The organism is Oribacterium sp. NK2B42, assembly GCF_000424445.1.
In the GTDB taxonomy this organism is placed as follows: Bacteria; Bacillota; Clostridia; order Lachnospirales; family Lachnospiraceae; genus Oribacterium.
Genome location: NZ_AUJX01000065.1, coordinates 1 through 13,505 on the forward strand (window position 1 = coordinate 1; position 13,505 = coordinate 13,505).

The window sequence follows — 13,505 nt, forward strand, 5'->3', positions numbered from 1 at the left end:
CTCATAGTTGGCAGAACAGCCGACCCGTTATTACTGAGACTCAGTTTAACGGATCGGCTGTTTTACTACAAGTTCACCTGTGAACAGTAACGAAACCCACTGCTTTAGCAGGTGGGAGGAGTCCTGTTTGTTGTTATTTAAAAACGTATGTGCTACAATATACTTAGCAACAATACAAGAGAAAACCGTTGGGCGTGTTGCTCGCCGAAGGCACTCTTAGTACCTTGAAAAGTATATATGAGGTTGTAACACATAAAAGACTTGGTGTTACGTAAAATATACTCAAGCATCGCCGACTGTATGGCGTTATATACAGTTACGACAGAGTAAACTTTGCCGTAAGGGGTGTTGTCAATCACCCCATGATGCAACGCCACTTTAGGCTAATGCCTATCGGGGTTTAAAGGTCGGAGGCGTGAGCCGTTAGCACGACTAGGTAGTTGCAAGCCCATGACCTTTAGGTCGTGGGTAATTGACAAAATCCCTTCCTTATTGTGATCACCGACCCATGGAGATTCTGTTTTAGAACGAAACGGTGACACATCTCATAATAAACTTTTTTACTTATCTTCCTTTTTCAATCAACGCCTGTTTTGCTTCCTCTGTTAAATGAAGGTTAAGTCTTCCCTCAACCTTTGCGTCCTGGTGCTGACCCATCTGAAGGATCTCCTCTATAACCTGGGCACAGGAGGTTGCAATAGAGCGGTGCCTGTGATTTTCATCAATTTCAGAAATCTCCAGATCGAAGGAGTCCTTAAGGTTATTGAAATGGTATTCCTGTAAACCGATGGTGAATATCTGATCATCCTCAACAGGTTTTCCCTCGTAATCAAATTTTAAGAATGAATGGGTCACCATATCGTACTCTACGGAAAGATCCTTTGAAACCTGATAAAACTCTGTATGCTCACCAAAGAAAGCCTCGTCTCTCAGCATTCGCTTGATTCCATGCTTAAGCTGTTTTCCGGTCCAGTAGGTAAGTATCACCTGGTCATCATAAGGGAAGGTTTCCATCAGATCCCCTTTAGTAACAACCGGGCCAAACTTCTTAGTACGTATAGATCCGGATCCGATAAGAAAGAGGTCTACACCAAGAGATGACTGAAGTATATCCGCAAAAAGATTTCCTACTTCTGTTTCCATATAGCGGGATGGGTTGGAAAGCTCTCTTGTAAGCTTTGTCAGTACACAACCATATTTCGCGTCAGTTTGATCCTTATAATTCTTTATGAAATCCTCCAGTGCCTCATCTCTCGGACAATTATCGGAATTAATGGGAATCGACTTCCATGTAAAGCTGTCTATCTTATTCTCATCGGTATCCACCATGATATCGAAACGTCCGATCTGGTCTGTTCCTGTGCCCGCCTGAACGATAGGTATTCCGTTAACCATGGCAGGTTCTTCAAGAAATGTATGGGAATGGCCTCCGATGATTACATCAACACCCCAGGCAGGATCCAGCATCTCTGCCAGCTTCTTATCTTCTTCAAAACCTATATGTGTCAGCAGCACGGTGAAGTCTACATCCAGGGCATTGTAGGTGTTGCAGATCCTTCCAACTTCCTGAGCCGCTTCTTCGACGGTTATGAAGGTACCGATGAGACCATCTTTCTTACAATCATTCAATACCGACTCTGTAAGGATACCTATAAACAGCACCTTCATGCCGCCTACTTCTATCACCTTACAGGGGTCAAAGAGTCTGGTGTGGTTTGTCTTGACATGAAGGTTTGCATTTACGATAGGGAACTCAGCGCATTTCTCAAGAAATAAGAGATGGGCAATTCCGTAATCAACCTCATGATTTCCCAGGGTTACAATGTCGGGAGCCAGCATGTTCATGATCTGTATGGTAGACAATCCCAGATACTCAGAATCAATGATGGAACCTCTGAACATATCTCCGGCAATGCAGTAAAGGACATTCTCCTCTTCCCTGCGCACCTTGCTGACATAGCCTGACAGCATTGATACTCCTCCCACCAGATTCTCATCCACATGCTCTGCAAGAAAATCTCCATGCATGTCGTTTGAATGAAGCAGTGTCAATTTCTTCAAATTACTCATAAAACCTCCTGTTTTCCTTAAGCTTCAAGACCGGCCGATCGGTCTGATAACCCTTTTTACCTTACTGATTCTTCCATTTTTTCGCTCATATTATTTAAATTATACCATTAGTATACGTGGAACGAACCTTAAAAAAGAATTATTTTTCTTGAAATATAAAAAAGGCGATGATTTTCACCATCGCCTTTTTTAAGAATTAACTGATTGTATTGAGTTTAACATCTACTTTGCCGTCGGAGCTGAAAACTATGCCTTCGGCATCCTGTGGAGTTTCGTAGAGAGTACCGCTTAAAACGTGCTCTCCGTCATTTATGAAGATTTCGAAGGAGTAGCGGTCCAGGAGGAGACGGAGCTTGAAATCATCATAGGTGCCAATCTTTACTTTCCGGTAATCACAGATTGCGGCTGAACGTCCGCTGCTGCTGCGGTCAAGGATCAGGTATCCTGATTTTTTGTCGTAGGAGAGACTTACGTTGATATCATCTTTTACAGCGAATTTCATTTCGAAATATGATGTATCTATTGCTTCCGCTGTCATATCCACGCATCTTCCTGAGATGCCTTCGATCACTGTATTATCAGGTGCGGTAATCGATCTTTCAACAGTTCCTGTATACAGAGCCTCTATCTCCCTTATGGGCTGCTGGAAGATATGTCCGTTTTTCACGGTCATCTCTCTCGGGAAGCTCATCTGGCCAAACCATTTTTGTTCTTCAGGGATACAGTTTCCCGAGTCCGGAGTCTGCATCCAGCCGATGACTATTCTTCTTCCGTCAGCTGTCTCCATGCTTTGAGGCGCATAATAATCGAACCCGACATCAAGAGGCTGTGCTTTTTCGGAATTACCCACGAAAGCCATGACACAGTTTCCGTTCCTGTAGCAGTCTTCTGTCTTTTTCATGTTCATGACAGAGACGGAAAGGACTTTTTTACCGTCAAGGGTGAAGTAGTCCGGGCACTCCCACATTCTTCCATATCTTCCGTCATTAGACTTAATCGTATCCTTGTATCTCCAATGAAGGATGTCTTCGGATTCGTGAAGGAGTACGGCGCCAAGGCCGTTTTTCAGTCTTGCAGCTGTAACACAATAGTATTTTCCGTCTTCATACCAGATTTTCGGATCCCTGAAATCTCCTTTATCGGATCCTTCAGGCATATTTTTATATGTTAATACGGGATTTGCTTCGTACTTTTCGTAATTCTCGCCGTCTCCGAAGGCAAGACACTGCGTTTCTTCCCGAAACAGCTCATCACCTTTTCCGCTCTGGTTATGTGCGGTATACATAAGAACGTGTCGTCCCTCCTTATCCGTGATGGCACTTCCTGAAAAGCATCCGGTTTCGTAATCTTTATCCGGTGCCAGTGCTGCTTTCTCATAATCCCAGTGAATAAGATCTTCCGAAGTCCAATGCCCCCAATGCATGCTGTCCCAACTTGTGCTGTAGGGGTTATACTGATAGAAAAGGTGGTATTTTCCGTTGTAAAATGAAAACCCGTTGGGGTCATTTAACCATCCGACCTTTGCAGTCAGGTGGTAAACAGGCCGCTCCTCAGGGCTTATTTCCCGACTGTGTCTCTCTTCATAATCACGTGCTTTATTTAATGTATCCAAAATTGTCAATTCCTTTCATGATGTAGTCATTCCCTTTATAAGCTTTACCTTGTGTGTTATGCGGTATTTTTCAGGTTTCTTTCCGTTGATTATATCCAGCAGAAGCTCTACTCCCGAACACGCAAGCTCCTTTATGGGCTGAGCAACAACCGTTACGGTAGGATATGCAGAATAAACTATAGAGGTACCGTCATAAGCCACAAATTTTATATCCTGCGGTATTTTATAACCTTTAAGCTGTGCTATTTTCATGTAGCTGAGAACCGCAGAGTCCGTTGAAAAAAATCCGTCAACATCAGGATATTTCTTAATGCATTCCTCGATAACACTCTCGCAATGCTTCAGGTTAAAGTCATTCCAGTTTACATATTCATTGATACATTCAGAACCGCCCTCTTTTACAGTTTTCTCAAATTCCTCATGACGGTCAAAGAATGTAAAATGCTCCGGCATTTCCCTGTTACGAAACTGAAGTATCTTCCGGCATCCCGCATTTAAAAGCTCCTGAGCTGCCAGCTTTCCTCCTCTTTTATGATCAACGGTTATGACCGGGATCTCCCCATCAACTTCTATGGTATCGAAGGACACTATAGGTTTATGGGTTTTTATATAGTTCTCAATATTCAGCGAATGGGTTGCTGTAAGTATGCCGTCCACCATATTGCGGCTCAGCATATCGAGATACGCCTGTTCATTGGATCTCTCTTCGCTGGTGTTACAGATCATTGCCTTGTAGCCATGCTCCCTGAGACATTTCTCAATCTCTGAAGTCAATTCCGCAAAATAGGGATACGCCACATCGGGAACTATTATGGCTATGATATTTGTTCTGTTCTGTATAAGGTTTCGGGCAATCTCATTAGGGGTATAATTCAGCTCTTCAATCGCTTTTTCGACTTTCTTTCGGGTTTCCTCCGAAACATAGCCGTTTTTATTTAATACACGTGAAACGGTTCCGATACCGACTCCCGCTTTTTTTGCAACATCCTGTATTCCTGCCATTAAACTGACTCCATAAAACATTTCATAAAACAAAGTGGTTGTCATGAACTGCATCAATTACAACCGGGATATAATAAACATATCATCAAACACTCTGTTTTCTGTAACATTCCGCTCTTCCGGGCCGATAAATCGTCCTTTCATGCTTCATGATAATTATATCAGATTATAACGTATGACCTGCCATTAATCATCCCTTTATTCCGGTTCCGGCGATACCTTCAACATAATACTTCTGCATGAAGATGTATATTAAAAGCATAGGCAGTGATGCAAGTGTCAATGCCGCCATGATGGCTCCGTAATGAATAGGCTGTGTTCCGAAGAATGCCTGTACTGCAAGCTGTACGGTTCTCTTGGATTCACCGGTTGTGATAAGGAAAGGCCACATGAAGTCATTCCATCTTGCAACAAAATCAAGGATAAAGACTGTTGCAAAAACAGTTTTTGCCAGAGGCATCACAATCTGGAAATATGTTCTGATGTGTCCGCATCCATCTATTGCCGCAGCTTCTATAAGGGCATCCGGGATATCCAGAAAATATGAGTAAAACATATAGATTGAGAAGCAGTTTATCATAAAGGGAAGAGCCAGACCCGCCATGGTATTGACCCATCCAAAATGTGCCATTTCGATATACAGAGGCAGAAGTATCGCTTCCACCGGCATAGACATTAACGCAATTACCAGTGTGAGCAAAAGTCCCCTGCCCTTGAATTTCAATTTTGCAAGGGCATAACCGCACATGGAGCCGAAGAAAAGATCTCCCAGAAGTACTATAAATATATATCCAAAGGTGTTTCCGAGTATCTGGGGAATGTTCAGTCTGTTGAAGACTTCGATATAATTACCCACTGTAAAATGAAGCGGTATAAAAGTAGTTATGGAGTTGATGTTGGCAAAAATCTCAATCTCAGGTTTAAAGGACGCAGCTATCATCCACAGGAGCGGCGATACAAATATTAAACCTATCAGAGCATTTCCGGCATAAAACATGAAGCGTGCCAGCATTCTGTTGTTCTTTTGACTTTTCATCTTTAACTCCTTACTTGGTTCTTGTCAGTTTTTTAACTACCAGTGACAGAAATACAACTATGAAAAAGAATATGGCCGCGATACAGCAGGCGTAACCGAAATTTCCTTTCTGAAAGCCCTGTTCGTAGATGTAGTAAACCATGGTCTTTGTCTTGTTCTGAGGACCGCCCTTGGTCATGATATATGGCTGGGTAAAGAGCTTCATTGCCTGGATTATGGTTATCATGAGAACGTATTTTATGGTATTTTTAAGTCCCGGCAAAGTCACGTAAAGGAACTGATCCACAGGATTTGCCCCATCTACCGAAGCTGCCTCATACTGCTCAGAAGGGATGGCATTGAGTCCGGCAAGAAAAATCATCATCTGATAACCCGCTCCCTGCCAGGCTGACATGAATACTATGGAATTCATGGCTATTTTCGGATTATTTAAGAAATCAAACGGTCCCATACCTATGCGTGAAAAGGCGGCATTTATAAGACCGGTATTGGCATTGGAATTGTAGAGAATAACCCAAAGGATGGCAATGACTACCATTGATGTAACCTGAGGGCTGAAATACATGGTTCTGAATATGGCTACACCCTTCATCTTTGAACGTACCAGCAAAGCTAAGGCCAGGGCCAGTGTACACTGGAAAGGAACAACCAAAACAGAGAAATATACAGTATTTTTAAGGGCTGTATAGAAATTCTCGTCTGTAAGCAGCTTTAAGTAATTATTCAAACCATTGAAGGTTTTGGCATCAGGTCGCATTACCTGGTACTTAAAAAAGGAAAAGTAGATGGTTCCGATGATGGGAATGATCAAAAAGGTTGTAAGCATTATGATCACCGGGGCAGACATTGTTATACCGGCAATTGAAGATTTATTCGTTTTCATACCAACCTCTCTCTTTAATTTCTTTTGTCTGGTTTTACGCGGAAGGCTTTCTGATGAAAGCCTTCCGCAAGGAGAAAAAGAGTGTCTATCATTAGTTTCCGTAATAGGTTTCATAGTCTTCCTCGAAATCTGCAGCAACCGTATCAAGTTCTGACTTTGCATCTGTTCCTGAGAATACGTTAAGGATTGCTGTTGCGAATCCCTGTGAAAGTACTGAGTAGGAAGGAGTACTTGGACGGGCAACACCTGTGTTCTGAAGCTGCCAGAGGAATAATGCTCTTACACCGTTATCCCAGCCTTCCATCTTCTCATAGGAAGAAGTTCTTGAAGCAGGCTTTGCGATGGCTGATGCATAATCTGCTACATTTTCAGTGTTAAAGAACCATTTGAGAACTTCCATTGCTGCCTCAGGATTTTTGCAGTCCTTTGTAACTGCTGCTGTCCAGTCGCCGGTTGGAGATACAGCCTTGTGATCGTCTGATACAGGGTAGTAGGAAACACCCCAGTTAAGATCTGACTTCTCAAGATCGGCTATGTTCCATGAACCGCCAAGCATTGTTGCAGCCTTTCCGTTCAGAAATTCATCCTTTACAGGATCGATATTTGCGATACCCTCCTGAATGAATTTGTTGAGATAATTCATAGTCTCAACCATTGCATCGCTGTTAACATAACCTTCTGCCTTTGAACCATCCTCACTTACAAATGAAGCGCCGTTCTCAAGGAAGAAAGGCTCAAGGGCATAAATAAGACCCTCGCCCTTATCCATGATAATGCTTGTTCCCACATAATCAGCGGTAGTAAGCTTCTTTGCATTCTCATAGAACTCTGACCATGTCCAGGCGTCCTCAATGTTGCTGTCTGAAGGGTACGGGATTCCGGCAGCATCGAGATAATCTTTGTTGTAGTAAAGAGCAACTGATGACTCTGTAGGTCCTATGGCATACATGTGATTATCGTAGGTATTCTGCTGAACGGAACTTGGCATGAAATCCTTCTTATCCTCATCGGACCATACATCATCAATTGGAATTATGGTCTGGTTTGCAGCGTAATATGAAACTGTAGGTCCGTCTACGAAAAGAATATCCGGAAGATCATTTGAAGTAGTTGCTGTGGTGATCTTATTCTCATAGGCATAGGAATCAGCTCTGTCGATGGCTTCTCTTGATACCTGGATCTCGGGATGCTCGCTGTTCCACTGAGCCATTTTCTCTGTCCACCAGTTCTCAACTCCAACTTCATCGGTGGGGCTCCAGATTTTTATTTCAACAACATCGGAAGAACCTCCTGCTGCCGTTGTTGCAGTCTCTCCGGCAGTAGTTCCTTCAGGGGTTCCCGATGATGCGCAGGCAGCTAATGATGCAGTCATTGATACAGCCAAAATTGCAGACATAAGTCTTCTCTTCATTTTTTTATCCTCCGTTTTTTGAAATTGTAATGATTTTCGGCTTTTATGGAAAGGTTTCCACTCTCTTCCAAAAAATAATGTGGAAACCTTTCCACTCCTCTTGAATGCATATTACCGCCATAGTTTTCTCTCGTCAATAGGAAAGTGTAATTCTATAACATTGTGACAAATATGAAGGAGGAAATTAGGCAAAAATGACACATATAAGTGGTCTCACATTATAGCAATTAAAATCCACCGGGGACGGTTCTCGCCGGCGAGAACCGTCCCCGGTGTTTTTTTAGGCGTTAGCTGAGTTATCAATCTTATTCCATAACTTAATACATATGATATCGCAAATGGAATAAGCGCTGCAAATGAGCAACATTATTCCATCATCAAGAAAGCCTGACAGCTTCAGCGCCCCAAAGATCATATTGAAAAGAATCCAGATTATAAATACCTTTAACGTAGAGTGATTATCTTCAATGTGGATCTTTTGATTATCTGTTTTTTTCACAGAATACAAAACTCTGCTATAATAGTAATAATATTTTAAACGTACAATTTTATATAAGCAAATCTAAAAATCGTTAATACTTTGCCTGGTAAGATATAATGATGAACGAATATGCAATTCTATATTTGGAAATAAACATCTTTTCACTGGTGCTCATTGGAATCGTTCTTTTAAAGACCATGGGACTTTCACAAATGGTGGCACAGAGTCATTTTGCCATGTCCATAATTGCCGAAATGGTATTCTTTGTTTCGGATACTCTGTTTGTGCTGGTAAATGAAGGGGTCCTTCCGGGTGGTAAACCAGTGATGATGGCATGCAAGGAGGTTTATTTTCTTGCAACTGCGGCTATGTGCTTTTTCTGGTTTATTTATTTCGAGTATCTCAGGGAAACGAGGTTTGTAAAAAGAAGAAGATACGTCTTATATTCTATCTCAATACTTTGGCTGATGGTGATTGCACTCCTGGCAAATCTTTTTAACCATTCCCTATTCTATATAGATGAAAGCGGAGTATATCGCAGAGGACCTTTCTTTATCCTCACATACATACTCTCTTATTCCTACGTCCTGATAGCTTTCATCAGAGTCATGATAAACCTGAAAAGAGACACAGAAGCAACCAATAAAGATTTGCTTATCAGGCTGGCATTTTTTCCGTTATTTCCGGGAATATCAGGTGTACTACAGTTTATATACCCAAGACTACCGATTGCATGTGCGGCAATATCAATCACTACACTATATTTATATCTCACATGGGTTGACCAGTTAATATCTCTTGATCCCCTGACAGGGCTCAATAACCGTAAGCAGCTTACGCACACGTTTAATAACCTTTCAAAGAGCCATGAAGACCAAGATAAGATCCGACTTTATCTCATAGATGTCAATCACTTCAAGCAGATCAACGATACTTATGGACATTTACAAGGTGATAATGCACTTAAGATCATTGCAGAAGCACTAAAGGCTGCCTGTAAAGGGGAAAACAAGGGAACTGTCATTGCAAGATACGGCGGAGATGAATTTGTTATTCTTGTCTCAGAAAATAACAACGATGAAACTATAGATCTTAAGGAGAGAATAAAGGAAAAGCTCAAAGAGCTCTCTAAAAAAAAGAGTGTGCCCTTTGAGCTTACCGTCAGCGTCGGATCTGCATGTTCAGACAATGGTGACAGCCTGAAGGATCTGATATTAAAAGCTGATAAAGCCATGTACATGGAAAAGAAGAAATATCACTGACCACTTCACTGTTGCATACAAAAACAGGGAGGATTCTTTCAGACGAGAATCCTCCCTGTTTAAATGTCATTTCTTTTAACGGAAGATCAATATCTTGTTTAATACTTCCAGTGTTTAGGATGTTTTACTTCTTCTACCATATCGAAGTATAGCTTTTCGGCTTCTCCGAATATACCCACACGACGTGTAAGGAAACCGTGTCTTGTGCCGAGAAGACGCTTGCATGTCACAGATACCCCTGCCTGAATAAGCATTGCCGCAAACTTCTCTCCCTCAGGTCCCAGACTGTCGGTTCCTCCGGTGCAGACAAGGAACGGGTTAAGCCCTACAAGCAGTTCCTGCTTGGCATATACCGGCGAAACTCTCCAGTTAGTTCTGTCTTCTCCACCGGCATACCATTCATTATAAAGAAGACCTCTCTTCTGAAGTTCGATGGATTCCGGAGTTGCATCAGGTCCCAGCTTTGATACAGGATCTGCAGCAAGGTCAAGCGGGGGATACGCCAGACAGGTGCGGCAGATCTTGAAATCAGGATTTTCTCCCTTTAACTCTTTTTCATGATTCATAAGAGTAATAACGGTTGCCATGTTCGCTCCTGCGCTGGCACCGCTCAGGATGATACGTTCAGGATCAATGTCAAACTCCTCAGCATGCTCGTATACATACTTCACTACAGCATAACCTTCATTAACAGCATAAGGATATGCCTTCTCAGGAGCCGGTTTGTAATCCACGTCTATAAGCAGACATTTTGTGTTGTAAGCAACAACATGTGAATAGTTCACGTCCTGACCGCGGTAAGGTTTTACAAAACCGCCTCCGTGAAGTCTTATGAGAACAGGTCCTTTGGACTCCATGCCCTCGGGTTCATAAATATAAACCTTTACAGCCTCTTCACCTTCACGGGGAATCATTTTTTCATAGGTTCTTTTCAAAGGAAACTCTTTAATAAGTTCCTGATCCGGTTCAAGGCCATGAGCTCCTTCTCTTACTTTGCTTAATGCATCGTTATTCTCACTCATTAGTTTCTCTCCTCTGTTAATACTTTTATCTGATCATCAGATAACAGGGAACACTGTCATTGTCCATAATACCGAAATAACACATCCCAAAGCTGCAAATAATGCACCGTGCTTTATCATATACGGAATGTCATATCCGCCGAGTCCCATGATATAAGGTGTAGCTGAAGTTGACATCGGTGTCATAAATGCTGTAAGGCAGGCTGCCTGAATAAGGATCATAAGTCCCACCGGATTTCCTCCCATGGCCGCACAGGTTGCGATGGCGATCGGGTGAAATATAAGCATTGTACCTCTGTTTGACATGAACTGTGTAAGAATAAACGGAAGTACAAAGAAAATAAATCCTAAAAGGTAATTGCTGTTTCCGAGGCTGGCTACAAATCCTGAGATAATGCTTCCGATGAACTCACCTGCGCCTGTGGCTGAAAGTGCTCCGGCGATTGCATTGGAACCAACGATAAGAAAAAGGATTCCAAGTGGAAGTGACTTTCCGGCTTCCTTAGGATTAAGTACATTTGTAAGTATCATGAGAAGTGCGCCGATAACTGTTATTGCCCAGCTGTCGAGACCAAGCTGATCACTGAACATAAGAGCAAGCGCATCACCGAAGAAAATTAAGATCGATGCGTACTCCTGGAACTTTGTGAGTGTTGACTCTCCCATCTTCTTAAGTGCCATATCCTGAACCTCTACAGGTGACTCTGAAGGAAGACCCTTGATACAGAAGATCCCGAAATAAACGATGGAAAGAATGAGCATGGGAAGTCTTGCCTTCATAGGATCTGCAAGGCTAACCATAAAGTCAGTATAGCCATAAGACTCAAGGTAACCGTTAAGCTCAGCTGCAACTGTCGCTCCGGCACCAACGGGAAGAATACAGCAGGTTGAGATAATTGCTATACCTACAGGGAAAAGTACCTTTGTTGCAGGAACTCCCATTTCGGTTGCTGTTGCCATAAGCATCGGTGCAACGATTGAAAATACTACAACCGGGCTCTGAATGAACTGGGAAAGGATAACTCCTATCACAACATAGCCAAGTACCATTTTGGTTATGCTTCCCTTGGACATGCTTGAAATGCTTTTTGCAAGATTGATGCAGAACTGGGTTTTATTAAAACCGGCAGCTACAACACACATGCCTCCAACCATGATAACATTGGAATTGGCGAAGTAACTAAGTGCTTTTTTTACCTCAAGGCATCCTGTCAGGGTCATAAGCATCATTGATGTTAATGCTATGACCGCAAGGCTGTACTTACCACTGCAATAGCCTATGATGGTGAGTACGAAAATAATGAAACAGATCGTTAACAGACTCATAAGGTCCCTCCTTCTTGATGTCAGTCAGATATGATGCGTTTTTCATCTATACTGACTGCGCGCGTCCGGATTTCTTAAAAATCCTGTCGCATGCATTGCTTTTTTATCATCTGTCGCATACTATATATGAACAGAGAATATTACACAAACGCATATATTTCATGTATACATTCCAAAATGTAATATTTAATCATAAGAGGGAATGTGCCTGTATTTTTTACTGCAGGTTACGCCCCCAACTGAAATGCGACAATGGAGAGTCTCATGAACGTCCGTGACTATGAATACGTAATTAAGATAGCTGAAAATCAGAGCATAACAAAGGCTGCTGCCGCATTATATATAACGCAGTCAGCATTAACCAAATATCTTCAACGAATAGAGGACGAGATCGGTCTTCCTCTTTTCCTTCGTTCAGGTCACAAATTTCTTCTGACAGATGCTGGAAGAGAATATGTGGAAACCGGAAGAGTTATTCTGAAACTTGATCAGGATCTCATGCACAAATTAAACCAGGACGCTAATCTTCGCCAGAAGGAAGTACGGTTTGGGTTCGGAATGGGACGTGAACATTTTCTGTACACAAAAGTATTTCCGAGGTTCCTGAAAGAACATCCCGGGATAACCTTGAAAAATCATGCTGATTCAAGTCGTCACCTTAAAATGTATCTTGAGAACGGACTTCTGGATCTTGCACTCGTCACAAATCTGGATCCTGCTCCGGGATTTAAGTATATACCTGTAAAATCATGCTACCTCTCACTTTTGGTCCCGACGGATTCTTCTCTTATAAATAAAGCAGAAAATATCGAAGGATACCCTTTCCCGGTTGTTTCCCTTTCGGACTGTGCAGAAGAAACCTTTGTTTCTACAGATCCGACAACCCATTCAGGTTCTTTCTCCGATAAATTATTGAATCAGTATTTACCCGAAGCCTATATTTCAATGGAGGTCAGTGACATACGCAGTCTTTTCAATGCAGTACGTGTTGGATTTGGCATTGCCATTACATTATCCTACGACTTCGTTGGGAAGGATTTATGCTATCTTTCCATAAAAGAGGCACAGCCAATAGAGGAAAACATCCAGCTGGTTTATCGTTCTGATCTGGCCATGTCCAAATCCATGAAAGACCTCATAGATATTATTCTGGAAGCCGTGAAGGAATAACAGATGAATCATGTCAGCTGCTTAAATAAAATACTTCAAAGCCAAAGGACTGATAGTGTGAAAATACTTTTCATTACTATTTATATAATCTCCCACGGCTGAAAACCTTGGAGCTTTAGCTCCGAGGATGAAAGCCGCTTTGCTAAATTAACATCTCGCCTAAGCGAGATAAACAAGATATAATTCTATCCCATGAATAAAGAATATAAACATGGAAATCGAAATAAATA

At 42.1% G+C, this 13,505-nt stretch carries 10 protein-coding genes; 2 read left to right on the plus strand and 8 right to left on the minus strand.

All coding sequences use genetic code 11. The features are described from left to right. Nucleotides 1-564: 564 nt before the first annotated feature. The 6 genes from G625_RS0113570 to G625_RS0113595 all read right to left on the minus strand — a co-directional run bounded on the left by G625_RS0113570 (nucleotide 565) and on the right by G625_RS0113595 (nucleotide 8,014). Complete coding sequence (locus G625_RS0113570) at nucleotides 565-2,070, minus strand: bifunctional metallophosphatase/5'-nucleotidase (RefSeq protein WP_029201540.1); 1,506 nt, start codon at nucleotides 2,068-2,070, stop codon at nucleotides 565-567. Between the two features lie 196 nt (nucleotides 2,071-2,266). Continuing rightward, a complete protein-coding gene (locus tag G625_RS0113575) occupies nucleotides 2,267-3,682 on the minus strand; it encodes a glycoside hydrolase family 32 protein (protein ID WP_049895912.1) in 1,416 nt (471 codons plus the stop codon). Between the two features lie 15 nt (nucleotides 3,683-3,697). Continuing rightward, the gene (locus G625_RS0113580) at nucleotides 3,698-4,684 is read right to left on the minus strand and encodes a LacI family DNA-binding transcriptional regulator (protein WP_029201542.1); all 987 of its coding nucleotides are present in this window, start codon (nucleotides 4,682-4,684) and stop codon (nucleotides 3,698-3,700) included. Between the two features lie 190 nt (nucleotides 4,685-4,874). Beyond that, entirely contained in the window at nucleotides 4,875-5,720 is an 846-nt protein-coding gene (locus tag G625_RS0113585; protein WP_029201543.1) for a carbohydrate ABC transporter permease, read from the minus strand. A 10-nt stretch (nucleotides 5,721-5,730) separates the two neighbouring features. Then, nucleotides 5,731-6,603, minus strand: coding sequence for a carbohydrate ABC transporter permease (locus tag G625_RS0113590; protein ID WP_029201544.1), 873 nt, complete (start codon nucleotides 6,601-6,603; stop codon nucleotides 5,731-5,733). A 91-nt stretch (nucleotides 6,604-6,694) separates the two neighbouring features. Next, nucleotides 6,695-8,014 (minus strand): sugar ABC transporter substrate-binding protein, encoded by a 1,320-nt coding sequence (locus G625_RS0113595; protein ID WP_029201545.1) that lies wholly within the window; start codon nucleotides 8,012-8,014, stop codon nucleotides 6,695-6,697. Between the two features lie 597 nt (nucleotides 8,015-8,611). Between G625_RS0113595 and G625_RS0113610 the strand changes: the two genes are divergently transcribed. Next, nucleotides 8,612-9,757 (plus strand): GGDEF domain-containing protein, encoded by a 1,146-nt coding sequence (locus G625_RS0113610; RefSeq protein ID WP_029201547.1) that lies wholly within the window; start codon nucleotides 8,612-8,614, stop codon nucleotides 9,755-9,757. 98 nt (nucleotides 9,758-9,855) lie between these two features. Here G625_RS0113610 and G625_RS20035 read toward each other — a convergent pair whose 3' ends face one another. After that, complete coding sequence (locus G625_RS20035) at nucleotides 9,856-10,779, minus strand: alpha/beta hydrolase (protein WP_044932817.1); 924 nt, start codon at nucleotides 10,777-10,779, stop codon at nucleotides 9,856-9,858. 36 nt (nucleotides 10,780-10,815) lie between these two features. Continuing rightward, nucleotides 10,816-12,105 carry an SLC13 family permease gene (locus G625_RS0113620; protein WP_029201548.1) on the minus strand — a complete coding sequence of 430 codons (1,290 nt, stop codon included), beginning with the start codon at nucleotides 12,103-12,105 and terminating at the stop codon, nucleotides 10,816-10,818. Between the two features lie 264 nt (nucleotides 12,106-12,369). Between G625_RS0113620 and G625_RS0113625 the strand changes: the two genes are divergently transcribed. Next, a complete protein-coding gene (locus G625_RS0113625; protein ID WP_029201549.1) occupies nucleotides 12,370-13,275 on the plus strand; it encodes a LysR family transcriptional regulator in 906 nt (301 codons plus the stop codon). Nucleotides 13,276-13,505 lie beyond the last annotated feature (230 nt).

Coding starts and splice junctions, on each gene's coding strand:
- G625_RS0113570 (WP_029201540.1), bottom strand. CDS start 2,070: ATGAGTAATTTGAAGAAATTGACACTGCTTCATTCAAACGACATGCAT.
- G625_RS0113580 (WP_029201542.1), bottom strand. CDS start 4,684: ATGGCAGGAATACAGGATGTTGCAAAAAAAGCGGGAGTCGGTATCGGA.
- G625_RS0113585 (WP_029201543.1), bottom strand. CDS start 5,720: ATGAAAAGTCAAAAGAACAACAGAATGCTGGCACGCTTCATGTTTTAT.
- G625_RS0113590 (WP_029201544.1), bottom strand. CDS start 6,603: ATGAAAACGAATAAATCTTCAATTGCCGGTATAACAATGTCTGCCCCG.
- G625_RS0113595 (WP_029201545.1), bottom strand. CDS start 8,014: ATGAAGAGAAGACTTATGTCTGCAATTTTGGCTGTATCAATGACTGCA.
- G625_RS0113610 (WP_029201547.1), top strand. CDS start 8,612: ATGATGAACGAATATGCAATTCTATATTTGGAAATAAACATCTTTTCA.
- G625_RS20035 (WP_044932817.1), bottom strand. CDS start 10,779: ATGAGTGAGAATAACGATGCATTAAGCAAAGTAAGAGAAGGAGCTCAT.
- G625_RS0113620 (WP_029201548.1), bottom strand. CDS start 12,105: ATGAGTCTGTTAACGATCTGTTTCATTATTTTCGTACTCACCATCATA.
- G625_RS0113625 (WP_029201549.1), top strand. CDS start 12,370: ATGAACGTCCGTGACTATGAATACGTAATTAAGATAGCTGAAAATCAG.